Below are 22,391 nucleotides of genomic sequence, written 5' to 3'. Positions count from 1 at the left end.
TCTCGTACCTCTACGCTTGTGCCCGCCAGATTGCGAATTGACGAACAGTTACGGGAACGGGGACTGCGGTGACGGCGGGGGAAGCGAACGGCGGCGAGCTGATCGGGAAGGTACTCGGGGGGCGTTACCGGGTGACCGCGACGGTCGGGCGCGGCGGTATGGGCGTGGTCGCCCGGGCGGTGGACGAACTGCTCAACCGAGAGGTCGCCGTCAAGATCCTGCGGGCCTACACCGACGCCTCCGCGCCCGAACTGGCCGACCTGCGGACCCGGATGCAACGGGAGGCACAGGCCGCCGCCCGAATACGGCACAGCGGCGTGGTCACCGTGCACGACGTGACCGAGGAGCAGGGCCTGCCGGTCATCGTCATGGAACTTGTCGACGGCCCCTCGCTCGACGATGTGCTGACGGAGCGCGGCACGCTGGAGCCGCGCGAGGCCGCGGCGATCGGCGCCAAGCTGATGGACGCGCTCGACGCCGCGCACCGGGCCGGTGTACTGCACCGGGACGTCAAGCCGGGAAACGTGCTGCTGGAGCGCGGCGAGCGAAGCGAGATGGGGGTCCCCCCGGCCGGAGGCTGGGGGAGGGTCGTGCTCACCGATTTCGGCATCGCCAGCATGGAAGCCTCCGACGACGACGCCATGGCCAAGCTGACCCAGAGCGGTCAGATCGTCGGCTCCCTCGACTATCTGCCGCCGGAGCGCGCGCAGGGCCGGGAGCCCGGTCCCGCGTCGGACATCTGGTCGCTCGGCATGACGCTGTACGCGGCGGTGGAGGGCACTTCGCCGTTCCGCCGCACGTCCGCGTGGTCCACGTTGGCGGCGATCGTCACCGAGCCGCTGCCGGAGCCCCGGCGGGCGGGACCGCTCACGCCGGTGCTGCAGGCACTGATGGCGAAGGAGCCGGAGAGCCGGCCCACCGCCGACCAGGCGCGCGAGATGCTGGAGCGAGTGGCCGCGGGCAGCACGGTGAACCTCGCGCCGCCGGCCCTCATACCTACGCCGACGGAGGCCGTCGTCCCGACGCCGCCGCCCGGGTTCGGTGCCGCGCCGGCTCTCCACCAGGCTTCCCCGCAGCCTCCGCACACCGGCTGTGCGCCGCCCGGCCAGCCGCACACCGTTCCGCATTCCGGCGCACCCGTCGCGGGCCGCGCTCGCGGCAACCGCCGCTCCGCGGCCGGCAGTGCGCGGCGCCGCAGCCGTACCGTCGTCGCGGCGGCGGCCGCCGCCGTTGTGCTCGCCGGAGGCGGCATCACGTACGCCTTGACAGGCGACCACGGCGGTACGAGCGATGACGAGGCGCAGGCGGCGCCGCTCGGGGTCAGCTCCCCGGGGGGCAACGCGATCACCGGCATGAACTCCCCGAGCGCCTCGTCGTCCGCGAGCTCCCACGCGAAGCCGTCCGGTACGCCCTCTCAGCGGCCGGCCCGGGGCGGGGACGACGACGGCAAGGACGGCGAGGACGGCGAGGCAGGCCCCACGACGACGCCGAGCAGCGATGGTGGCGGCGCGGCCCCGCACTCGTCGGCCTCTCCGACGGCCAACCCCAGCGCCGTCTACCTCAGCAACGACTACAGCGCCCTCTGCGCCGGTGCAGGCAACAAGACCACCAACGGTTCGAAGGTCATCCAGTGGGGATGCACCAACGCCCAGGACGAACGGTGGGTGTTCAAGGACACCACCGACTCCAACGGCAAACGCGCCTACTTCCTCCAGAACGCGTACTCGGCCAAGTGCATGGGCCCCGCGTCGAGCCTCGCCAATGGGGCGGGCGTCATCCAGTACACGTGCAACGGCGCGGTCGATCAGAAGTGGTGGTACGACCCGGGCACGCACGAACTGCGCAACGTCTACTCCGGCAAGTGCCTCGGCCTCGGCTCCAACGCGACCAAGGGATCCCAGCTGATCCAGTGGACCTGCAACGGCGCAGCGGACGAGAAGTGGTCCAAGACGGCACGCTGAGCCAAGCAGCCGACCGACCGCTCCGGCGTACGGTTGGCCACGTGGAAGCTTTGCCTGCTCCCGTGGCCGAGGCACCGGTCATGTTCGGTGTGCAGATGCAGTCGGGGGAGCTGCTGCCCTGGACATGGGCGGTCGAGCGGCTGGCCGCGGCCCGCACGTACTGGATTGCCACGACGCGCCCCGACGGCCGGCCGCACACGCGTCCCGTCTGGGGAGTCTGGCTGGAGGACGGGTTCTGGTTCAGCACGGGATCCGTCGCCCGGCTCAGCCTGCCCCGCAATCCGGAGATCTCCGTGCATCTCGACGACGGTGACCGGCCGGTGATCGTGGAAGGCACAGCGGAGGCGGTCTCGGAAGTGCGGGCGCTGGCCCGGTTCGTCGCCGCGTACAACCCCAAGTACGACTGGGACATCGCTGCGACCGATGACGGCGTCGCCGACGGCTCCGGGGCCGCCGGGCCTGCATTCCGGGTCCGGCCCCGGCTGGTCTTCGGCTGGGACTCCGACATGCGGGCCCCTACACGGTGGCGGTTTCCCAGCACGTAGAGGAGCTGGGAGCGGCGGTCCAGGGTGAGAATCCCATCGGCAGCCCGGCGGCCATGACCGGATTGATGTGTGTCTCTCAAGGTCTCACGCTGCGGCGCGACGCATCCTTTGAGTGGCCAGACCATGCTGCCGCCGCAGCGCGAGAAGGCAGGTGTGCGGAAGGCACATGGCTTGTTCCTTCGCCTGGCGGCATTCATTGGCCGGAGAAGGCCGTCGGCCGAACGCGACGAACCGGGCGAATAATCGGATGCGGGCGACGGTGTACGGCCCGTACGGTCGACGCCCGTGGAAGCGCTCAGTGAGAAACAGATCCGCTCGTCCTTCGTGAACTGCACCAAGGGCGAGGCGTCCCGCCTGAAACTCCCCCTCGACTTCGCCGAACTCCCCTGGCAGGACCTGGACTTCCTCGGCTGGGTCGATCCGGGCGCACCGCTGCGGGCGCACCTCGTGCTGGCGCGGCCGGACGGGCCGCTCGGGATCACGCTGCGGGTGCCCGGCGCGTCCCGTACCAGCGCGGTGAAGTCCAGCCTCTGCCAGCTCTGCCTCACCGGGCACGCCTCGTCCGGCGTCACGCTTCTCGTGGCCCCGCTGGCGGGGGCCCGTGGGCGCGCGGGCAATACCGTCGGCATCTATGTGTGCGCCGACCTCGCCTGCTCCCTGTACGTACGGGGCAAGCGGCAGCCCAAGCTGCGCAGCGGCCGCTACGAGGAGAGCCTGGGCGTGGAGGAGCGGATCGCCCGCACCCTCGGCAACCTGGACGCCTTCCTGGCGAAGGTGACGCAGGGCTAGGGCGGGCCGGTGGCCAGGTGGTAAACCGGGAGGAAATAGTCCCTTTGGGAGTATGAGCGGGTGGGTGGTCACGGTGAGCGGCGAGAACTTGCGGGCCGATCCCTCGAACGCCGAGCAGGTGCGGGCCTGGGACGGCGAGGAAGGGGCCTACTGGGCCGCCCACGCCGACCAGTTCGACCGTGCTGTCCGCGGCTACCAGCCACGTTTCCTTGAGGCCGCGGCCATCGGCGCCGGCGAGCGGGTGCTCGACATCGGCTGCGGCACCGGCGAATCGGCTCGTGCCGCCGCACGCCTGGCGGTCGGCGGCTCGGTGCTCGGCGTCGATCTGTCTGGCGAGATGCTACGAGTGGCACGGCAGAAGGCCGCCGAGGAAGGGCTGGGCAACGTCCGCTTCGAGCAGGCCGACGCCCAGACGTATCCATTCCCCGAAGGGAAGTTCGACGCGGCGATCAGTCGCAGTGGGGCGATGTTCTTCGCCGAACCGGTGACCGCCTTCCGCAACATCGCACGGGCTCTGCGACCCGGCGGCCGCCTGGTGCTGCTGGTGTGGCAGGCGCTGTCCCGCAACGAATGGTTCCTGGCCTTCACCACGGCTCTGGCCGCCGGCCGGACCCTGCCCGCACCGCCGCCCGGTGCGCCGGGGCCGTTCTCCATGGCCGACCCCGACGAGGTACGGGCCCGGCTCACGGCGGCGGCCTTCAACGAGCCGCGCTTCGAAGACCTGTCCGCCCCCATGCACTTCGGGCCGGACGCCGAGCAGGCGTACGCGTTCGTCTCCGGGCTCCGCGGCTGGATGCTCGACGGCCTCGACGAAAGCGGCCGCCACCGCGCCCTGACGGATCTGCGTGCGACCCTCGATGCGCATGAGACGCCGAGCGGCGTGCTGTACGAATCGGCCGCCTGGCTCATCACTGCCGATCTTCCCTAGGGCGTGCTTCCCTGGCCGGGCCGATCTTCCCCAGGCCGGTGAACAGGGCCTTGTTCGTTCACAGGGCCCATCCCCTACATGGCGGAAACATCACGGTTTGACTGAAACCTCGCCCTTGCATAAGCAACTGCTTAGCATGGCGGTCGAGGAACTTCGCCGCGCTCCGCGCACGTACGACATGGCAACTCGCGTGGTGATCTCGCACGTCCCGTCCAGCTGGAGGGTCCATGCACAACAGTTCCGTCCCCGGCAGCGTTCGCCCCCGCGCTCACGGCATAGCCGTCGGCGCCCCAGATCCCACTCCCCTCCAGCTCTTCGACCGCGCCTGCCGACGCCTTCTTGGGCAGGGCCCCAAATTCACGGAATTCACCGACACCGTCGTGGCGAAGATCCGCGCCGAGGTGCCGTACTACGCCGACCCGGTGCTCGCGCCGCCCGACGTGCGGCAAACCGTGAGCACCGGCATCCGTCACGGGCTGGAAGCCGGCGTCGATCCGAGCAGAATCGTGGACGTCGAGCGGTACACGAGAGAGCTGGGCATCAGGCGCGCGGAACAGGGCCGCCCCCTCGACGAAGTGCTGCACGCGTTCCGTGTCGCCGGCTCGGAGGTCTGGAGCGGGATCATCAGCGTGGTGGAGGCGGACGGACTCGGCGACACGCGCCAGCTGGTACGCGTCGCCGAGCTGGTGTGGAAGAGCAACGACCGCGACGCCGTCCTGGTCGCCGATGCCTACCGGCAGGCCGTCGAAGGCGTCGCCAGCCGCCACGGTGAACGCGTCCGCCTGGTCCTCGCCGCGCTGCTGGAGACCCGTAACGAACCCGGGTTCGCCAGGAGCGCGGCAGCGATCCTCGATCTGCCGCTCGACGGGCGTTACGCGGTCGCGGTGGTCGGAGCGACACCGCCGTACGGCCGCGCGCCCCGTACCGCTCCGGAGGTTCACGGCATCCGGATCCTGCGGCACGCCTGCGGGCCCCGTGATGTGCTCGTCGCCCACCTGGGCGACCGCCCTCTGGACGCGCTCGTCTCCGGCCTGAACGCCGGTCCCGGGTTCCGCATCGGGATCAGTCCGGTCGTACAGGGTCTGGGAAGCCTGGCCCGAGCACACGACATGGCCGGGCTGGCCCTTCGTACATGCCGGGCCGACGGCGAGATCGCCCGGCTCGACTCCCGCCTGCCGGACGGTCTCCTCATCTCGCGGCCCGACCTGTCCGCCGAACTGGCCCACGGGGTGCTCCGGCCCCTGTACGACCTGGAACCCGCCGACCGAGACACGCTGCTCGACACCATCGGCATCTGGATCGAGAACGATGGCTCCGCCGTCCAGGCCGCACGGCGCATGTTCTGCCATCGCAACACCGTGCTGAACCGTCTGCGCCGCCTCGAACAGATCACCGGCCTCGCGCTGACCCGCCCGCGCGATCTGGTGCAACTCACCCTCGCACTCGACGCCCACCGCCTGCTCGGACCGGCCGCGGCCCTGGGCACCACCACCGACGAAGGCAATTACCCGTCAGCCTCTGGAGGACGCACGGCTCCGCCGCGGGAACGGGGCGCGGCTGATGGCTGATGGTCGCCGCCGACACGGCTGATTAGGCATCAGCACAGTCATACGCAAGAGGCGTTGGGAGCGGACAACGGACGTGGGCGCACCGCCTGGACGGGCCGGGGCGCTGGTGCTCTGGTGAGCCTCGCATCAGCGGCGATACGTCCGCATCCACGCCCGCCAGGAGACGTTATGTCCCACCCGCACGCCCCTCGGCTGCATCATCGCCCCCGGCCTCATCGCCCGGGCATGTCCTTCGCCGTGGCCAACGGACTGGCCTTCGGCCTGCATCTGCTGCTCGCCCTCACCGCCGCCGATTTCATGGCTACCCGTGTCTGGGGAGAAACGAGCATCGGCGTGCTGGCGCTCCTGGTCCAGGGTTCCCTCCTGCTGTGGGGGGCGGTGCGGTACGACCGCCGTGCCGACGAGCCCGCTCCGGATGCTCCGTACGCTCTGGACACTCCGTACGGTCCCTATGGCCCGTACGAGCAGGGCCTGGAGCAGCGATGACGACTCCTGAGATCTTGCTCGCCGCGCCGCCGCGTCTTCTGGACTCGGACACACGCGGCATAGTTCTGGTGGGCTTTCTTGCGTTCATCGTGCCCATCCTGTTGATCTGCGTTCTCAGCGGCCCCGGGCGGGACCGGGTCAACGACTTCTACACGGCACAGCGCTCGTTGCGGCCCGTGCGGGGCGCTCTCGTTCTGTCCGGCGTCTACCTGTCCGCGGCCACGGTGCTCGGTACGACGGGAAGCATCGCGATATTCGGCTATGACGGTCTGTTCATCGCCCTGTGCACCGTGCTGTCGCTCGGTGTGCTCCTCCTGCTGGCAGGCCCCCTGCGCGAGCGCGGCTGCTACACCTTCGGCGACATATTCGCCCTGAACGCTCCAGGGCCCGCGGTAAGGATCGCGGTCGCCGTCGTGACCTTGAGCGCATGCATCCCCTATCTGGTCGTGCAGCTCTCCGGTGCGGGAGTGACCACCACAATGCTGCTGGGGCTGTCCGGTCCGGGCGCCGAACAGACGGCCATCGTCATGATCGGCCTCCTCGTCGTCTGCGCCACCGCGTTCGGCGGGATGCGCGGCATGATCACGCTTCAGGTGCTCAAAACGGTGCTGCTGCTCGGCATGGCGCTGGCTGTGGCAGCGGTGGTGCTCCATCGTTTCGACTGGAGCACCGACTCCCTGATCAACGCCGCAGGAATGGGCAGCGGCCGTCCCGCCGCCTATATGGAGCCCGGTCTCCGGTTCGCCGACAGCGACGGAGCCGAAGGCACACTCGACTACATCGGCCTGATGGTCACCATCGTGCTCGGTGTGGCATGCCTGCCCCACGTGGCCATGCAGCTCAACGCCGCTCCTGACGCGGCCGCCGCACGTCGTACCGTGCGCCACACCATCGGCATCGTCGGCACCTTCTGCCTCGCCACAGCTGTGCTGGGCCTCGGAGCCGCCGCTGTGGTCGGCGCCCCTAAGATCCTGGGCGCGGATCCGGGAGCCACCAGCACCCTGCTGATGCTCACTGGCGAACTGGCGAGCGGCTCCTCCACTGGCGATGCATGGCTCGTCGTCCTGGTTTCCTCCGCGGTGTTCCTCACCACGCTGGCGGTCGTGGCGAGCGTCACCCTGGCGGCCGCGGGGGCAGTCGCCCACGACCTGGTCACGCATGTGGTGCGCCGCGGGCGCACGAGCGAGGGCCGCGAGGTGGCCGCCGCACGTATGGCGTCCGCCGGGGTCGGCGTACTGAGCATCGCGCTGGCGGTCTGGGTCCAGGGCTGGAACGTCGGGTTCCTGTCCGCCCTCGCCCTGGCGGTGGCGGCCTCCTGCCTGCTTCCGGCGCTGCTGTACTCCCTCTTCTGGAGCGGATACACCCGAAGAGGGCTGCTCTGGACGCTGTACGGAGGCCTGGGCTGCGCCGTCGGCCTGCAGATCTCCGGCCCGGTCTTCTCCGGCACGCCCATGGCACTCTTCCCCGACTGGCACCTGGACTGGTTCCCGCTCCAGACGGTAGTCCTCGTGTCCATGCCCGCTGCTTTCCTGCTCGGCCGGCTGGGCAGCGCCCCGGGAAAGCGGCGCGCGCGGGAGGTCGCGGAGCACGGCTGGGCATGACGTACGGCTGGGCATCGTGACGTACGGAGGCGTCAGCAAATCTTTGCAACAGCGTCACAAGGGCTGCGCAGCACCTTCGGCGAGGGCGGTTAGCGTTACGGCCGCTCGATCCCGCGTGCGAACTTGAAGAGGTCGCCGGCGTCCCTGGCGGCGCAGTCAGCAGAAAGATCGCATATGGACTACTGCTCCTCGTGCCGCCGGACTCTCAACGGGGCGCTCGTGTGTCCCGGCTGCGGCGCCTACGCTCCCGACATAGCCCCGCCTGTCCATCGCCCCGACGGCGCGGTCGCTTCTGCCGAAACGACGGCGGAGACGTGGTTCCCGGAGGAGGCCGCACCGGTCGGCAGCGGCGCATCCGCAGACGCGACAGACACGACAGACGCGACGGCGGATGCGTCCGGCAGCGCTTCGTCCGACGGCTTCGAGGGCGCCTCCGCCACCGGGCAGGGCCGGGCGGCGCGGCGTCGGCAGCTGGCGCGTTGGAAGAAGCACCGGCGTCGGGCCGTTGCGGCAACGGCGGTTGCGATGATCGGTGGCGCCCTGACCGTTGCCGCGCTGCCGACCACCAGGCCGTCCACCAGCCACACGCAGGCGGGCTCGCCGCCGGAACCGGTGAACACGTCCACGTCCACGCCCCGTACGGCGAACACCGACTCGTCGACGGAGCAGCCGGACACCCGGGGTTCGCGGCATCCCGGCACTCGCCCACCCGTGACAACGAACAAGCAGCAGGACACCGCCGACGAACCGGCCGCGACGACGAACCGGCAGCCGAAGACCGCCGCCACGGCCCGGCCCTCAGCGCCCCTGAGCGCGAAGCCGGACACCACGCCGGAGTCGGCGAAGGGGACCGCAACTGACAACACCAACGCCGACGCCCCGGCTGCGGCTCCGGTCCCGGCCCCCGAGACCACCGCGCCGCCCGCTTCCACCGAACGTCCCGGCGACGCGGAAACACCGCTTGCGGACCTGTTCCCCGGTACGCCGGAGGCCGAGCCGACATCGCCGGTGCAGGTGTGCCTGATCGGTGTGTGCGTCGGCTGATCGCTCCGTTCGCAGGCTGTCGAGTTTTGAGACATCAAGGAGGCCGAGCCCCCGTGAGCCATGGCTACGAGGCCCACCTGCACAGAATCGGCCGGTGGTGGGCCGTCGACATTCCGGATGCCGCCCTCCACACCCAGTGCCGCACCCTCGACGAGGCCGAGGACCTGGCGCGCGACGCCATCGCCGAAGCGCGTGGCGTTCAGGCGGACACGATCGCCGTGGAGCTGGTGGTTCCGGAATTCGCATCAGTGCTGCAGTCCGTGTCGGAGGCAAGGAGCCGCCGTGCGGCGGCCGATGCCGCCGAACAGCAGGCAGTCGCGGATGCGGCTCGCACGCTGGTCGAGGATTTGCGCGTAAGCCAGGGCGACGCCTGCCGACTGCTCGGTGTGTCCCACCAAGAGGTGTCTCAGTTCTCGACAGCCCCACGCGGCTCCGCCGACCCACGCCCATGGCGCCTCGGCCCCCTGTCCATGCCGAGCCCACCGAAGCATCAGCGACCCGCCATTGGAACATCCGACAGCAGCATGACGCGCCCGAAACGGCACCGACAGGCTTCACCCAGCCGCCCGGGCTGGGCGATTGCCGAGGATGACGCCTAAAAGAGGATGACGCCTAAAAGGGGAGGCAATCACCGAGGCCCAGGGCTACCCCGTCACCCCCAGGCCCCCGGAATCGCGCGGAGTCGCGGAGCAATGCCGGCGCGGTAGAACACGGCGGCGTCCGCGATAATCAATGCGGGCTCCATTCGACGCACGGCATCTCACCGCCGCATTGAGCAATGCGAAATTCTCCCCAGAGGGGGTAGTCATGGCATCACTGGCGGAGCGGAAGGCGTACCGCGAGAAGATCATGCAGGCTCTTTACGAGGCCACTGAAGGCAACCGCCTTCTGGGTGTCACGGGCGCCCAGCTGCTTCACGATCTCGGGATCCGCCAAGAGGATCTGGCTGCCGCCTGCACTTATCTTGTGGGCGAGGACCTGATCTCGGTCGACTGGGCCACGGGCAATACGCCCGCCATGGTCACGCTGACACACCAAGGCATTCGGCGCATGGAGGCCGAGGAAGAAAAGCGCGGTTGACGCGATGCTCGGGCCACGTCCGAGGCGCACCATGGGCAGTAGCATTGATTTGGGTTGGTTCACTCTCACGTGCAACCGCCCGGAAGGGCGGCCCCGGTGTGTATACGCCGGGGCCGTTGTCACAGCCGCCGGTGCCACAACCAAGAGTGAGGCCGGGGTTCGCCCGCCAAGCAGTCGCACAGGGACTGGGACACCCAGGCGCGCGGCCCCGTCCGGGTGACTGACCGCGACGTCTGCGGTCGGCGGGGGCACACTTGAAACGCCGAGGGCGCTCAAGAGGGAGAGGGCATGATCCAGGCAGCCGATATCCGCGAGTGGCGCAACCACGATGTCGTCGACCAGAAGGGCCACAAGATCGGCGTACTCGAAGCGGTCTATGTGGACACCACCACCGATGAGCCGGCCATGGCCACCGTCCGGAGCGGGCTGCTCACCCGGCAGCACCTGACCTTCGTACCTGTCGGCGAGGCAATCCTCGGGCCGGGCTACGTCAAAGTCGCCTACGCCAAGGCACTGGTGAAAAAGGCCCCCTCGATCGGCACGGACGACGTCCTGCCTGCCGAGCAGGAGGAATCGATCTTCCAGCACTACGGCATGACCTACCGGCCGGGGCCCAACGGCGAACGGCAACTCGCCCGCCGCTGACACGAAGGAGGCTTTCGGGTGGTAGCACTATTCCTGGCGCTCATCCTGGTCGCCGTCGTACTGGGAATCATCGGCGCGGTGGCAAAGGGCATGGCCTATCTGCTGATCATCGGCATCGTGCTCTTCGTGGTCGATGTGGCCTTCGCCACCGTGCGATGGTCCCGGCGTTCCGGCCGGCCCATCCGCTGACCGTGGCAGCCGAACCGCACCGGCGGCTGCTCGCCGACGTTCTCGCCGTGGGCGCTTCCTACCCACTGGCGCTCGCAGGCGAGTACGCCGTCTACGCCCACGGCCTGGTGGACCGGGTCGGCCACGACCTCGAAGTTGCCACCGAGCACCCGGAACGGATGGAGAACATCGCCGCCACCGTGCGCGCCGGCCTGGAGGCGCGCGGTTGGCAGGTGAAGGCAGTGGAGGCTGATCCGCTGTCCGCCCGGCTGATCGTCACCGATCCCGGCAGCGCCGACAGCGGTGAGGAATACCTGGTCGACGTCCTCAAGGAAGCGCTCTGGCGGCCGCCCGTACAGACCGAGCACGGGCTGGCCCTTTCCCTTGAGGACGTCATCGGCACCACGGTCCGCGCTCTGTACGACCGGGGACTCGCCCGCGACCTGATCGACGTACGTGCCGTCGCGGACCGCTGGAGCCGTACCGAACTCGAAGAGCTGGGCCGCCGCCACGCCATCGATACGTTCGACCTCACGGACCTTCAGGCCCGCCTCACCGGGGCCGAGTGGATCGACGACAGAGAGTTCGCCGCGTACGGACTCGACGAACGCGCCGTCACCGGGCTCCGCCGCTGGGCCCAGGAGTGGGCCGACGACATCGCCGAACGGCTCCAGGAGCTGAAAGGCCCCGATGAGGACTGATCGCCTCCGGTGGCCGTGAGTGCGCACATCGCGGCGCCGGCGCAGAGGTCTCTCGGTCGATGTCGAGCTGGAAGAGATGCATGTGGCGTACGACGTGGCTGATCAGCGGGCGCTGCCGCGGTTGAAGGCCGACCGCGCCCACAGGTAGCCGACCAGGGTGAGGCCGACGCACCAGGCGAGCGCGACGAGCCCGTTGGTGCCGATCTCCGTGCCCATCAGCAGGCCGCGCAGCGTCTCGATGACCGGCGTGAAGGGCTGGTACTCGGCGAACCAGCGCAGGCCGGTGGGCATCGACTCCGGCGGGACGATGGCGCTGCCGATGAAGGGGAGGAACGTCATCGGCATCGGGATGTTGCTGGCGGTCTCGGGGTTCTTGGCCACCAGGCCGATCCCCGCCGCCAGCCAGGTCAGCGCCAGGGTGAGCAGCGCCAGCACGCCGACGGCGGCGGCCCACTCGACGACCGTGGCATTGGGCCTGAAGCCCATGAGCAGCGCTACGCCGACGACAAGCGCGATGCTGATCATTGTCTGGATCACGCTGCCGACCACATGGCCGGTCAGGAACGACGCGCGGGAAATCGCCATCGTACGGAACCGGTTCACGATGCCTTCGGTCATGTCGACGCAGACGCCGACCGCCGTGGCCAGGGCTCCGGAGGTCGCGGCCATCAGGATGATGCCCGGGGCGACGTAGTCGATGTACTCGGTGCTGCCGGTGGCCGTGCCGCCGATGCCGGTACCCAGGGCGCCGCCGAAGACGTAGTTGAAGAGGAGCAGCATCAGGACGGGCATCGCGACGACGGAGACCGTCATGGAGGGGTAGCGCAGTGCGTGCTTGAGGTTGCGGCGCAGCATTGTCCTGGAATCGCGGACGGCGTAGGACATGGTGGTCATCGGGCGTTCCCCTTGCCGGTGAGTGTGAGGAATACGTCGTCGAGGTCCGGGGTGTGCACGGTGAGTGCCTCGGCCTCGACGGACGCGTTGTCGAGTACGTCGAGGACCGCCCGCAGGGTGGGAATGCTGCCGTCGCTCGGGATGTGCAGGGTGAGTGCTTCGCTGTCGCGCCCGGCGGTGTCGAAGAGGGCGGCGGCCGATGCGAGGCCGGTCGCGTCGGCGAACTGGAGGCGGATGTGGCCGCCCGGGATACGGCGCTTCAGCTCTTCCGCGGTGCCTTCGGCGACCAGCTTCCCGTGGTCCAGTACGGCGATGCTGTCGGCGAGTTGGTCCGCTTCTTCCAGGTACTGGGTCGTCAGGAAGATCGTGACGCCGTCGTCGGCGACCAGGCTGCGGATGATCTCCCACATGGTGCGGCGGCTGCGCGGGTCGAGTCCGGTGGTCGGCTCGTCGAGGAAGATGATGCGCGGGTTGCCGACCAGGGTCATCGCCAGGTCGAGCTTGCGCCGCATACCGCCCGAGAAGGTGACGACGGGCTTGGTGGCCGCCTCGGTGAGGTCGAAGCGGCCCAGCAGATCGGCGGTGCGCCTGCGGCCTTCGCGGCGGGACAGATGGTGCAGGTCCGCCATGAGGATCAGGTTCTCCTCGGCGGTGAGCAGGTTGTCCACCGCCGAGAACTGGCCGGTGACGCCGATCGCGCGGCGTACGTCATCGGCGTCGCGGACCAGATCGTGGCCCGCTACGTGCGCCTCGCCGGCGTTGGCGGTGATGAGGGTGGACAGGATCTGCACGGTGGTGGTCTTGCCTGCGCCGTTGGGGCCGAGCAGCGCGAAGATCGTGCCCTCGGGGATGTGCAGGTCGATGCCGTCGAGCACCACCTTGTCGCCGTACGACTTGGACAGCCCGGTGGCTGTGATGGCCGGCCGGAGCGCGGTCGCAGCCCGGGCGGCGGTGGACATGGTCATGACAGTCCTTGTCTCTCGTGCTTCCGTGTTGTTGCTTCTTCGCCGTGCTTCTTCGCCGTGCTTCTTTGCCGTGCTTCGGTGTCGTGGACGGTCAGGAGCGGCGGATCACGATGTCGCCGACACCCGTGCGGGCGCGCACCTCGACCGTCTCTTCGGACGCTCCCGGACCCTCCGAAGGGCCGAGGGAGTTGCGCACACTGCCGACGCGGGTGCTCACGTCGAGCCAGGCGGCGGTGGACTCACGAATGCCGACCTCGACGTCACCGGAGGCGATCTGGAGGACCACCTGGCCGCGCGCCACTTCGCCGATCCGGATGCCGCCGTTGGCGGACTTGGCGTCGACCCCGGAGTGGGCGACGCCGACGGAGATGCGGCCGTTGGACGAGTTCGCCCGCAGGTCGCCGGTGACCTCGCCGATCGCGGTCTCGCCGTTGCCGTTCCTGACCGTTGCCGTGCCCGCGATCTCGCCTGCGTCGACCCGGCCCGCGCCGGCGATCTCGGCGTCCCCCGTCACACGGTCCACGCGGATGCCGCCGTGGCCGGTCTTCAGGTGCACGGACCCTGCCTCGTCGACCTGGATGTCGCCGAGCGAGGTCTTCAGCCTGCAGTCCCCGAGACGCCCTTCGCAGATGAAGTCCGCCATGGGCGAGGTGCCTTGAACATCCGATCCGGCCGGCAGCTCGATGCTCACGTCCAGCGATCCGCTCTTGCCGAACAGGGAACGCTTCTTGGGGCCCCTGATCACCAACTTGCCGCCGGAGAAGCTCACTTTGGTCTGCTGCGCGGCCCGCACATCGGCCTCGTCGGCGCCGTCGCTCGGCAGCACCTCGACGACGGTGTCGGTGCGCTTGCTCGCGACGATCCTGGCGGACCCGGTGTCGAATTCGAGGGTGACGCAGATCGGTTCGGGGGTGTCGAAATCAGGCATGGCTGTCCCGTCCTCATGGCTGTGGTGTGCGTTCCCGCCGGTGGGGCGGGTCGGATGAGATGTGGTGCGGTACGCCGGTGGTGGTGCGGGCTAGCGGACCCAGCCCGTGTAGCCCTGCTGGCCCCGATGGCGACTGCGACCCGGTGCGTGGCCGGCCTCGCCGGGTTCCAGAGCGGTGCTTACGGCCCGTACCAGCCAGGCGTTGACCGAGAGGCCTTCTTGTCCTGCGGCGTCTTCGACGCGGGTCTTGAGGTGGGCGGGAAGACGGAAGTTGATGCGCGCGGTGCCGCCCTCGTCGCCGTCCGAAGGGAGGGCGGGTGGCGCGGGCGTACGTACATCGCTCAGTGCACCGTCGTGCTGTTCGGCTTCCCCGTACGGCTCCTGGGCCGGCGGCGGCGTCACCACGAACTCGGGGTCGAGCCCGCGCAGCCGTACGTCGACCGAGCCCGGTGCGAGGTCCTGGGTGACTTCGTCCATGGCGGCGGACAGCGCGTTCAGCAGAGTGAGCCTGGCGGCCGACTCCAGGGGGGCGGTGAGTCGCTCGGCCAGGGCGCGGGCTTCGTCTCCGCCCGCGTCTGCGGCGACGGCGAGCTCGTGCCGGAGGTTGTCGACATACGGCGTGAGGTCCATGACGCCATCATGGCACCACTCTGGCGCCACCGCAAGCACTCGTGGCGCAGGCATGGCGTCGCACGTCGCCACAGTGGCGCCACATGGCGCCGACCTGCGTCATTCGCTGTCGCCGACGCCGATCAGCGCGAGCGTGACGTTGTCGGGCCCTCCTGCCTCGATCGCGGACTTCCAGAGCTCGAAAGCGGCCCTGGCGTCCTCGTCGTGGAGGCTCAGCAGGTCGTCGATTGCGTCCTCCGGCACAGGATCGGTCAGGCCGTCGGTGCACACCAGGTAGCGGTCGCCCGGGTAAAGCGGCGCTGTCGTGACGTGCGGCGTGATGGCGCTGAACCGGTGGGAGCCGCCGAGCGCCTGGGTGACGATCGACGTGGTGCGCTGCCCCGGCGGCAGAGGCGGACTGTCGTCCTCGCTCACCCGGCGGAGTCCGTCCGGAGTCGCGTTGAGCACCCTGCTGTCGCCCACGTTGAACACGACCAGCAAGTCCGTCAGTACGACGACACCCGCGACCGTGGTGCCCATGGTCCTCAGCGCCGTATCGCGGTCGGCGGACGCGTACACCGCCTGGTTGCACAGCTTGAGCGCGTCACGAACGGCTTCCTCGCCGTCCAGCGAGGGGCCGAGCAACGCCAGTTCCCGGACGACCAGCGCACTGGCCACCTCGCCGGCCGGCTGCCCGCCCATGCCGTCCGCCACCGCCACGACGAGCGGTGTGCCGAGAGGGAACACAAGCGTCTGCGGGTTCTCGGTCACAGTGGCGCACAGCGTCCACGGACCGGCCACCAGGCTGTCCTCGTTGTGGTCGCGGATCAGGCCGGGATGGCTCAGGGCGGTCACCGTTACGTACGCCATCGAAGCGCCTCGCCTCTCCTTGCCCGCACCAACGCAAAAGCCCCAGGTCACGGACCTGGGGCTGCACACAAACGACCTACGAGACGGGCTCCCTGCGCCGGCATTACCCGGATCAGGTAGTGGGGGTCGCCTTCCAGTCTTGCGACCTTCCGGCCTCTCAGCCCGACCGTCGACGTCGGCCCCAGCGGCTCAACTGCTTCCGCCAAAGTCGGCTACTCCGGTTGAACTCCCTCGCTCATCCCGCAGGTCTGATATGAGCATAACGCTCCAGACGCCAGATGGAAGACCTTTTGTGGCATTTTTTACCTTTTTGGGGCAAGGATCCGACCATGCCCATGCTCGTCGGAACCTCGGGGTGGCAGTACAAGGACTGGCGCGGCGTCCTCTATCCCCCCAAGCAACCGCAGCGGCTCTGGCTGGAGGAGTACTCCCGGCAGTTCGTCACTGTGGAGAACAACAACGCCTTCTACCGCCTCCCCAGCACGGAGGTCTTCGCCTCCTGGCGGCAGCGGACGCCGGAGGGTTTCGTCATGGCCGTCAAAGCCAGCCGCTACCTCACCCACCTCAAGCGGCTGCGCGACCCCGAGGAGCCGGTCGGCCGGTTGATGGGCCGCACCGAGGGCCTCGCCGACCGGCTGGGGCCCGTCCTGCTGCAACTGCCGCCGAACTTCCGGCAGGACACCGACAGCCTGGACGCCTGCCTTCGCTGCTTTCCCGGCACGGTCCGGGTCGCCGTCGAACTGCGCCACCCCTCGTGGTGGGAGGCGGAGAGCGAGCTTCGGACGGTGCTGGAGCGGCACGGCAGCGCGCTGTGCTGGGCCGACCGGTGGTCCCGCCCGGTGACGCCCCTGTGGCGTACGGCGTCCTGGGGGTACGTACGGTTCCACGGCGGCATCGCCGAGCCGCCGCCGCGCTACGGCCGCCAGGCGCTGAAGTCCTGGGCCGGGCGCATCGCCGACGCCTGGCCGGACGAGGCCGAGGTGTACGTCTACTTCAACAACGACCTGGGCGGCGCGGCCGTCGTGGACGCCATGAAGTTCGCGCGGGCGGCGGCCGCGCTGGGCCGGACGGTGAGCCGTACGCCTCGCGCCCTGCCGCCCACCCCGGCGTCCGATACGACATGAAAACGCCTGTACAGGGCACAGTGCGGCCATGAGCCATCACCACCTGGGCCGGACCCACGTCCGCCCGGTCGGCGGGCCCTCGGTCGTGGTCGGTGCGAGCATGGCCGGGCTGTGCGCCGCCCGGGTTCTGTCGGAGCGGTTCGACCACGTCGTCGTCATCGACCGCGACAAACTGCCGGACGGCCCCGAGTGGCGCCACCAGGTGCCACAGGGCAGGCACCCCCATCTCCTCCTGCGCGCCGGCGCCCAGCACCTGGAGTGGTGGTTTCCCGGCATCGTCGAGGAGCTCGAAGCGGGCGGAGCCGTCGACGTCGATGTCTGCCGCGACCTGTACTGGTACCAGAGCGGCGGCGTGATGCGCAGACCCGCGTCGGAGCTGCGCGGCCCGGCGATGTCGCGCCCGTTCCTCGAAGCGACGGTACGGCGGCGGGTCGAAAAGCTGCCCAACGTCACCCTTTACGACGAGACCGTGGCCGAGGGACTCGAAACCGACGCGTCCGGCACACGCATCACCGGGGTCCGGCTCGACGACGGCTCCACGATCGGGAGCGGGCTGTTGGTCGACGCCACGGGCCGCCAGGCCCGGAGCCTGGGCTGGCTGAAAACCCTGGGCTACGAAGCGCCGTCGAAGTCCGTCGTCATGGTCGACACCCGGTACGCGACCCGCGTCTACCGCCGCACCGAGCTGCCCGTGCGCGACTGGAAGGCGGCGGCGGTGATCGGCAGCCCCGACTCGAAGCGTCTGGCGATGGCGCTTCCGATGGAGGGCGAGCGGTGGATCGTGACGCTGGTGGGGCTGGGCGGCGAATCACCGCCGACCGACGAGGCCGGGAGACTGGCGTACGCCGAGTCCTTCGAGTCACCGGTGATCGCCGAGATCATGGCGGTGTCGGAGCCGATCGGCGAAACGGTCGCCTACCGGTTCGCCGCCAACCAGCGCCGCCACATGGAGCGGATGCGCCGCTTCCCCCTCGGGTGGGTGCCGGTCGGCGACGCCGTCTGCAGCTTCAACCCCATCTACGGCCAGGGCATGACGACCGCCGCGCAGCAGGCCGCGATCCTCGGCACGTGCCTCGACCGGACGGGCGCCACCAACCGCTCCTTCAGCCACCACTACCTGCGGGCGGCCGGCCGGTCGGTGAGTGTGCCGTGGTCGATCGCGGTGGGCGGGGACTTCGCGTACGACGGCACAACGGGAGAGAAGCCCGCCGGGACAGACCTCCTCAACCGCTACATGGAGCGGGTGGCCGTCGCCGCGCAGCACGACGACTCGGTCGGCATCCGCTTCAACGCGGTGGCCGGACTCGTACGACGACCGGAGTCGCTGCTTACGCCTGCGTACATGTTCCGGGTCCTGCGCTTTGCGCGCCGCGGACCGATTGGACCTTCCTCCACGTAGCCTCGCATCTGCCATGGAGCATCGCCCAAAGCATTGCAGGTGCCAGGAAAAGGCGCCTATCCTCACGCGTATGCAGTCCTACACCATCGGACAGGCGGCACGTCTGCTCGGCGTCAGCCCCGACACCGCGCGCCGCTGGGCGGACGCCGGCCGTGTCGCGACCCATCGCGACGAGAGCGGGCGGCGCCTCATCGACGGCCGTGACCTGGCCGCGTTCTCCATCGAGGTCGGCCAGAGCGGCGCCGGTGAGGAAGACGCCCCGTACACGTCGGCCCGGAACGCCTTCCCGGGCATCGTCACCGCCGTGAAGCTCGGCGACGTCGCGGCCCAGGTGGAGATCCAGGCCGGTCCGCACCGGCTCGTGTCCCTGCTGACCCGGGAGGCCGTCGAGGAACTGGGGCTGGAGGTCGGCATGCAGGCCACCGCCCGCGTGAAGTCCACCAACGTCCACATCGACCGCGCCTGACGACCAGCAAGCCCCGAGGAGCCCAGCCGCATGTCCCCCACCTTCGCCGCACGTCGCGCCGCCGCCGGTATCGCGACCGTCGCGCTGCTCGTACCGCTCGCCGCCTGTGGCAGCGACAGCGGGAGCAAGGGTGCGCCGAAGGCCGGGCTGACCGTGCTGGCCGCCGCCTCGCTGACCGACGTCTTCAAGACGGCAGGCGCGGCGTACGAGAAGTCCCACCCGGGTACGAAGATCACCTTCTCCTTCGCCGGATCGCAGGAACTCGCCGCGCAGGTCAAGCAGGGCGCCCCCGCCGACGCCCTGGTCACGGCCGATGCCAGGACGATGGACGAGCTGTCGGCCGACACCGGCACCCCGACCGTCATCGCCAGGAACCGGCTGGTCATCGCCACCCCCGAGGGCAACCCGAAGAAGATCGACGGACTGAAGGACCTCGCGGACCCCGCGCTCAAGGTGGTGCTTGCCGCACCGGAGGTGCCCGTCGGCCGCTACAGCCGGCAGATTCTGGACGCTCAGAAGATCACCGTGAAGTCGGTTTCTCAGGAGCCGAACGTCCGCGCCGTTCTCAGCAAGGTCGAGCTGGGCGAGGCCGACGCCGGGCTCGTCTACAGGACGGACGCGGCCACCGCGACCGGCAAGGTCGACGCCATCGACATCCCCGACGCGCAGAACGCGATCGCCGAGTACCCGGCGGCGACGCTGAAGACCTCCGAGAACGCGGCGGCGGCCGAGGCGTTCGTGAAGTGGCTGTCCTCGCCCGAGGCCCAGAAGATCCTCCGGGACGCGGACTTCCAGCAGCCAGGAATCCGACGGTGAAACGCCTCCGCAGCCGCGCACCGGGACCGCGCCCTCCCATCGCTCTGGCGATCCCCGCGCTGCTCGCCGTCGCGTTTCTGCTGCTCCCGCTGATCGGTGTCCTCGCCCGCACGTCATGGGCCGGCCTCGGCGGCCATCTGACCAGCCCCGGCACCACCGAGGCGCTGAGGCTCTCGCTCGTCGTCTCCTTCTGGGCGCTGGGTCTTTCACTGCTGCTCGGGGTGCCGCTCGCCTGGGTGCTGGCCCGCGTGGACTTCCCCGGCAAGGCGCTCGTACGCTCGCTCGTCCTGCTGCCGATGGTGCTGCCGCCGACCGTCGGCGGCGTGGCGCTGCTACTGGCGTTCGGCCGCCGGGGACTGCTCGGCCCGTGGCTGGAGAACACCTTCGGTGTCACTCTGCCGTTCCACACCTCGGGGGCGGTGCTCGCGGCGACATTCGTCTCGATGCCGTTCCTCGTCGTCAGCCTCGAAGGGGCGCTCGGCGGACTGCGGCCGAGTTACGAGGAGACGGCCGCCTCTCTCGGGGCGTCCCCGGTACGGGTCTTCTTCACCGTGACGATGCCGATGGTCGCCCCGGGTCTCGTCGCCGGGGCCGCCCTCACCTGGGCGCGGGCGCTGGGCGAGTTCGGCGCGACCATCACCTTCGCGGGCAATCTCCCCGGAACCACGCAGACGCTGCCCCTGCAGGTGTACCTGCTGCTCCAGGAGCAGCCGGAGGCGGCCACGTCCGTCTCGCTGCTGCTGCTCGCCATCGCCATGGTCGTCCTCGTCGCACTGCGCGGCCGCTGGACGGGCGCCCCGGCCGGTCGCCCGTACGCTCCCCGGCCCCCGGCGGGCGATGCGGCCCCCGTGGGACCGGTGGCCGCCCCGGCCGCCCCGGCCACCGTTCCCACGAACGTGCAGGAACGCTGGGCCCTGCACGCCGACGTCACCGGCTTCAACCGGCTCACCCTGGACGCCGCACCGGGCACCACCATCGCCGTCGTCGGCCCCAACGGCGCCGGGAAGACCACCCTGCTGCGCGCCCTCCTCGGCCTCACCCCGCGCGCCCACGCCACGCTCCGCCTCGGCGACACCGACGTCACCGGCCTGCCACCGCACCGGCGCGGCGTCGCCTGGGTTCCGCAGGACGGGGCGCTGTTCCCGCATCTGACCGCCCTCGCCAACACCGCGTACGGCCTGCGCGCCCACGGCGTGCCCCGCTCCGAGGCACGCCGCAGCGCCCAGCAGTGGCTCGACCGGCTCGGCGTCGGACACCTGGCCCACCGCAAGCCCGCCCAGGTGTCCGGCGGCCAGGCGCAGCGCGTCGCCCTCGCCCGCGCCCTGGCCGCCCGGCCCCGCCTCCTGCTGCTCGACGAACCGCTGGCCGCGCTCGACCAGACCACCCGCGCGCATGTACGCCACACCCTGCGCACGCACCTCGCCGGCTTCGGCGGCGTCTGCCTGATCGTCACTCACGACCCCGTCGAGGCAGTGTCGTTGGCCGACCGCGTGCTCGTACTCGACGACGGCCGCGCGATCCAGGACGCCCCGCCCACCGAGGTCACCCGCCACCCGCGTTCGCCCTGGGTCGCCCGGATGCTCGGCCGCAACGCCTGGCCCGGCACGTCCACGGCGTACGGTCTCCAACTCCCCGGCGGCGAGAGGCTCGTCGTCGCGGACCCGCTCCCGCTGCCCACCGGCACCGATGCGCTGGCGATCATCGCCCCGGAAGCCGTCTCCGTACACCGGGACAGGCCCACCGGCAGCCCCCGCAACGTCTGGCCCGGCACGGTCCGCGAGATCACCGCCAGCGGCAGCCGCCTGCGCCTCCTGATCACCTCCGCCCGGGCACCGGATCTCGTCGCGGAGATCACGCCGCAGGCCGCGGCCGAACTGGGCCTCGCCGACGGGACGGACGTCTGGACGAGCGTGAAGGCGACCGAAACCACCGTCGTACCCCTGTAAGGGCCGACGCCGCCGACAGCGCCGACACCACCCGCGCTTGCGCATCGTCCTCCCGCCCCGCACCCGTCACCGGCAGTAGGCTCCCGGCCAGATCCGCACCCTGGAGCGCTCGCATGACGGCTGCCCCCGCCTCGCACAACGGCCCGCGCTACGACGACCTGCGCGCCATGTTCGTCAACTGCACGCTCAAGCGCTCCCCGGAGGTCAGCAACACCCAGGGCCTGATCGACAAGAGCCGCGCGGTCATGGAGGCGAACGGCGTCACGACCGAGCTCGTCCGCGCCGTCGACCACGACATCGCCACCGGCGTCTGGCCGGACATGACCGAGCACGGCTGGAGCACCGACGCCTGGCCCGCGCTCTACGAGAAGGTGATGACGGCCGACATCCTCGTCCTCGCCGGGCCCATCTGGCTGGGCGACAACAGCTCCGTGATGAAGCAGGTCGTCGAGCGGCTGTACGCGTGCTCGTCACTCCTCAACGAGCAGGGGCAGTACGCCTATTACGGGCGGGTCGGCGGCTGTCTGATCACCGGCAACGAGGACGGCGTCAAGCACTGCGCGATGAACGTCCTCTACAGCCTCCAGCACCTCGGCTACACCATCCCCCCGCAGGCCGACGCGGGCTGGATCGGCGAGGCCGGGCCCGGTCCGTCCTACCTGGACGCCGGCTCGGGCGGCCCGGAGAACGACTTCACCAACCGCAACAGCACCTTCATGGCGTGGAACCTGATGCACCTGGCAGCCATGATCAAGCGCTCCGGCGGCATCCCCGCCCACGGCAATCAGCGCTCGCAGTGGGACGCGGGCTGCCGCTTCGACTTCCCCAACCCCGAACACCGCTGAATCAGCCGATCCG

The 22,391-nt window shown here is 70.1% G+C and carries 24 protein-coding genes; 19 read left to right on the top strand and 5 right to left on the bottom strand.

What is annotated here, in order from left to right; genetic code table 11:
• Window positions 1-68: 68 nt before the first annotated feature.
• The 13 genes from PXH83_RS15410 (at window position 69) to PXH83_RS15350 (ending at window position 11,516) form a co-directional block, all read left to right on the top strand.
• On the top strand, window positions 69-1,961 hold the full coding sequence (locus PXH83_RS15410; protein WP_274560799.1) for a serine/threonine protein kinase: 1,893 nt from the start codon (window positions 69-71) through the stop codon (window positions 1,959-1,961).
• Between the two features lie 62 nt (window positions 1,962-2,023).
• On the top strand, window positions 2,024-2,506 hold the full coding sequence (locus tag PXH83_RS15405) for a pyridoxamine 5'-phosphate oxidase family protein (protein WP_274560797.1): 483 nt from the start codon (window positions 2,024-2,026) through the stop codon (window positions 2,504-2,506).
• Window positions 2,507-2,791: 285 nt separating this feature from the next.
• A complete protein-coding gene (locus tag PXH83_RS15400; RefSeq protein WP_274560796.1) occupies window positions 2,792-3,295 on the top strand; it encodes an FBP domain-containing protein in 504 nt (167 codons plus the stop codon).
• A 52-nt stretch (window positions 3,296-3,347) separates the two neighbouring features.
• On the top strand, window positions 3,348-4,223 hold the full coding sequence (locus PXH83_RS15395; protein WP_274560795.1) for a class I SAM-dependent methyltransferase: 876 nt from the start codon (window positions 3,348-3,350) through the stop codon (window positions 4,221-4,223).
• A 227-nt stretch (window positions 4,224-4,450) separates the two neighbouring features.
• Entirely contained in the window at window positions 4,451-5,791 is a 1,341-nt protein-coding gene (locus PXH83_RS15390; protein ID WP_274560794.1) for a PucR family transcriptional regulator, read from the top strand.
• Window positions 5,792-6,016: 225 nt separating this feature from the next.
• Window positions 6,017-6,277 (top strand): hypothetical protein, encoded by a 261-nt coding sequence (locus PXH83_RS15385; protein ID WP_274560793.1) that lies wholly within the window; start codon window positions 6,017-6,019, stop codon window positions 6,275-6,277.
• Window positions 6,274-7,878 carry a sodium/solute symporter gene (locus PXH83_RS15380; RefSeq protein ID WP_274560792.1) on the top strand — a complete coding sequence of 535 codons (1,605 nt, stop codon included), beginning with the start codon at window positions 6,274-6,276 and terminating at the stop codon, window positions 7,876-7,878. The genes PXH83_RS15385 and PXH83_RS15380 overlap by 4 nt, the downstream gene beginning before the upstream one ends.
• Before the next feature lie 174 nt (window positions 7,879-8,052).
• Window positions 8,053-8,922 carry an SCO2400 family protein gene (locus tag PXH83_RS15375; protein ID WP_274560791.1) on the top strand — a complete coding sequence of 290 codons (870 nt, stop codon included), beginning with the start codon at window positions 8,053-8,055 and terminating at the stop codon, window positions 8,920-8,922.
• Between the two features lie 53 nt (window positions 8,923-8,975).
• On the top strand, window positions 8,976-9,521 hold the full coding sequence (locus tag PXH83_RS15370; RefSeq protein ID WP_274560790.1) for a hypothetical protein: 546 nt from the start codon (window positions 8,976-8,978) through the stop codon (window positions 9,519-9,521).
• 208 nt (window positions 9,522-9,729) lie between these two features.
• Window positions 9,730-10,002, top strand: a complete 273-nt coding sequence (locus tag PXH83_RS15365; protein ID WP_274560789.1) for a hypothetical protein — start codon at window positions 9,730-9,732, stop codon at window positions 10,000-10,002.
• Between the two features lie 288 nt (window positions 10,003-10,290).
• Complete coding sequence (locus PXH83_RS15360; protein ID WP_274560788.1) at window positions 10,291-10,647, top strand: PRC-barrel domain-containing protein; 357 nt, start codon at window positions 10,291-10,293, stop codon at window positions 10,645-10,647.
• Window positions 10,648-10,665: 18 nt separating this feature from the next.
• Window positions 10,666-10,836, top strand: coding sequence for a hypothetical protein (locus tag PXH83_RS15355; protein ID WP_274560787.1), 171 nt, complete (start codon window positions 10,666-10,668; stop codon window positions 10,834-10,836).
• Complete coding sequence (locus tag PXH83_RS15350) at window positions 10,803-11,516, top strand: nucleotidyl transferase AbiEii/AbiGii toxin family protein (protein ID WP_274560786.1); 714 nt, start codon at window positions 10,803-10,805, stop codon at window positions 11,514-11,516. The genes PXH83_RS15355 and PXH83_RS15350 overlap by 34 nt, the downstream gene beginning before the upstream one ends.
• 102 nt (window positions 11,517-11,618) lie before the next feature.
• On the opposite strand, the gene PXH83_RS15345 is transcribed toward PXH83_RS15350, so the two are convergent.
• From PXH83_RS15345 to PXH83_RS15325, 5 genes are all read right to left on the bottom strand, one after another.
• Window positions 11,619-12,410, bottom strand: a complete 792-nt coding sequence (locus PXH83_RS15345) for an ABC transporter permease (protein ID WP_274560785.1) — start codon at window positions 12,408-12,410, stop codon at window positions 11,619-11,621.
• Entirely contained in the window at window positions 12,407-13,375 is a 969-nt protein-coding gene (locus PXH83_RS15340) for an ATP-binding cassette domain-containing protein (RefSeq protein WP_274560784.1), read from the bottom strand. The genes PXH83_RS15345 and PXH83_RS15340 overlap by 4 nt, the downstream gene beginning before the upstream one ends.
• Before the next feature lie 91 nt (window positions 13,376-13,466).
• Complete coding sequence (locus PXH83_RS15335; RefSeq protein ID WP_274560783.1) at window positions 13,467-14,303, bottom strand: DUF4097 family beta strand repeat-containing protein; 837 nt, start codon at window positions 14,301-14,303, stop codon at window positions 13,467-13,469.
• Between the two features lie 90 nt (window positions 14,304-14,393).
• Window positions 14,394-14,933 (bottom strand): hypothetical protein, encoded by a 540-nt coding sequence (locus PXH83_RS15330; RefSeq protein WP_274560782.1) that lies wholly within the window; start codon window positions 14,931-14,933, stop codon window positions 14,394-14,396.
• A gap of 99 nt (window positions 14,934-15,032) precedes the next feature.
• Window positions 15,033-15,782 carry a PP2C family protein-serine/threonine phosphatase gene (locus tag PXH83_RS15325; RefSeq protein ID WP_274560781.1) on the bottom strand — a complete coding sequence of 250 codons (750 nt, stop codon included), beginning with the start codon at window positions 15,780-15,782 and terminating at the stop codon, window positions 15,033-15,035.
• 329 nt (window positions 15,783-16,111) lie between these two features.
• On the opposite strand from PXH83_RS15325, the gene PXH83_RS15320 reads away from it, so the two are divergent.
• The 6 genes from PXH83_RS15320 to PXH83_RS15295 all read left to right on the top strand — a co-directional run bounded on the left by PXH83_RS15320 (window position 16,112) and on the right by PXH83_RS15295 (window position 22,378).
• Window positions 16,112-16,906, top strand: a complete 795-nt coding sequence (locus tag PXH83_RS15320; RefSeq protein WP_274560779.1) for a DUF72 domain-containing protein — start codon at window positions 16,112-16,114, stop codon at window positions 16,904-16,906.
• 28 nt (window positions 16,907-16,934) lie between these two features.
• A complete protein-coding gene (locus PXH83_RS15315; RefSeq protein ID WP_274560778.1) occupies window positions 16,935-18,305 on the top strand; it encodes an FAD-dependent oxidoreductase in 1,371 nt (456 codons plus the stop codon).
• A 70-nt stretch (window positions 18,306-18,375) separates the two neighbouring features.
• Entirely contained in the window at window positions 18,376-18,771 is a 396-nt protein-coding gene (locus tag PXH83_RS15310) for a TOBE domain-containing protein (protein WP_274560777.1), read from the top strand.
• Window positions 18,772-18,801: 30 nt separating this feature from the next.
• A complete protein-coding gene (gene modA, locus PXH83_RS15305; RefSeq protein ID WP_274560776.1) occupies window positions 18,802-19,587 on the top strand; it encodes a molybdate ABC transporter substrate-binding protein in 786 nt (261 codons plus the stop codon).
• Entirely contained in the window at window positions 19,584-21,533 is a 1,950-nt protein-coding gene (locus PXH83_RS15300) for an ABC transporter permease (protein ID WP_274560775.1), read from the top strand. Before modA ends, PXH83_RS15300 begins: the two co-directional genes overlap by 4 nt.
• A gap of 113 nt (window positions 21,534-21,646) precedes the next feature.
• Window positions 21,647-22,378: a flavodoxin family protein gene (locus tag PXH83_RS15295; RefSeq protein ID WP_274560774.1), complete on the top strand. Its 732-nt coding sequence runs from the start codon at window positions 21,647-21,649 to the stop codon at window positions 22,376-22,378.
• Window positions 22,379-22,391 lie beyond the last annotated feature (13 nt).

It is taken from the genome of Streptomyces spiramyceticus (assembly GCF_028807635.1).
GTDB lineage: Bacteria > Actinomycetota > Actinomycetes > Streptomycetales > Streptomycetaceae > Streptomyces > Streptomyces spiramyceticus.
This window is presented reverse-complemented; position numbering and strand designations above follow the sequence as displayed.

What these genes read in the sequence shown, in the direction of transcription:
- PXH83_RS15395 (WP_274560795.1), top strand. Translation starts at nt 3,348, where the DNA reads ATGAGCGGGTGGGTGGTCACGGTGAGCGGCGAGAACTTGCGGGCCGAT.
- PXH83_RS15390 (WP_274560794.1), top strand. Translation starts at nt 4,451, where the DNA reads ATGCACAACAGTTCCGTCCCCGGCAGCGTTCGCCCCCGCGCTCACGGC.
- PXH83_RS15385 (WP_274560793.1), top strand. Translation starts at nt 6,017, where the DNA reads ATGTCCTTCGCCGTGGCCAACGGACTGGCCTTCGGCCTGCATCTGCTG.
- PXH83_RS15380 (WP_274560792.1), top strand. Translation starts at nt 6,274, where the DNA reads ATGACGACTCCTGAGATCTTGCTCGCCGCGCCGCCGCGTCTTCTGGAC.
- PXH83_RS15375 (WP_274560791.1), top strand. Translation starts at nt 8,053, where the DNA reads ATGGACTACTGCTCCTCGTGCCGCCGGACTCTCAACGGGGCGCTCGTG.
- PXH83_RS15365 (WP_274560789.1), top strand. Translation starts at nt 9,730, where the DNA reads ATGGCATCACTGGCGGAGCGGAAGGCGTACCGCGAGAAGATCATGCAG.
- PXH83_RS15360 (WP_274560788.1), top strand. Translation starts at nt 10,291, where the DNA reads ATGATCCAGGCAGCCGATATCCGCGAGTGGCGCAACCACGATGTCGTC.
- PXH83_RS15350 (WP_274560786.1), top strand. Translation starts at nt 10,803, where the DNA reads ATGGTCCCGGCGTTCCGGCCGGCCCATCCGCTGACCGTGGCAGCCGAA.
- PXH83_RS15345 (WP_274560785.1), bottom strand. Translation starts at nt 12,410, where the DNA reads ATGACCACCATGTCCTACGCCGTCCGCGATTCCAGGACAATGCTGCGC.
- PXH83_RS15340 (WP_274560784.1), bottom strand. Translation starts at nt 13,375, where the DNA reads ATGACCATGTCCACCGCCGCCCGGGCTGCGACCGCGCTCCGGCCGGCC.
- PXH83_RS15335 (WP_274560783.1), bottom strand. Translation starts at nt 14,303, where the DNA reads ATGCCTGATTTCGACACCCCCGAACCGATCTGCGTCACCCTCGAATTC.
- PXH83_RS15330 (WP_274560782.1), bottom strand. Translation starts at nt 14,933, where the DNA reads ATGGACCTCACGCCGTATGTCGACAACCTCCGGCACGAGCTCGCCGTC.
- PXH83_RS15325 (WP_274560781.1), bottom strand. Translation starts at nt 15,782, where the DNA reads ATGGCGTACGTAACGGTGACCGCCCTGAGCCATCCCGGCCTGATCCGC.
- PXH83_RS15320 (WP_274560779.1), top strand. Translation starts at nt 16,112, where the DNA reads ATGCCCATGCTCGTCGGAACCTCGGGGTGGCAGTACAAGGACTGGCGC.
- PXH83_RS15315 (WP_274560778.1), top strand. Translation starts at nt 16,935, where the DNA reads ATGAGCCATCACCACCTGGGCCGGACCCACGTCCGCCCGGTCGGCGGG.
- PXH83_RS15310 (WP_274560777.1), top strand. Translation starts at nt 18,376, where the DNA reads ATGCAGTCCTACACCATCGGACAGGCGGCACGTCTGCTCGGCGTCAGC.
- modA (WP_274560776.1), top strand. Translation starts at nt 18,802, where the DNA reads ATGTCCCCCACCTTCGCCGCACGTCGCGCCGCCGCCGGTATCGCGACC.
- PXH83_RS15295 (WP_274560774.1), top strand. Translation starts at nt 21,647, where the DNA reads ATGACGGCTGCCCCCGCCTCGCACAACGGCCCGCGCTACGACGACCTG.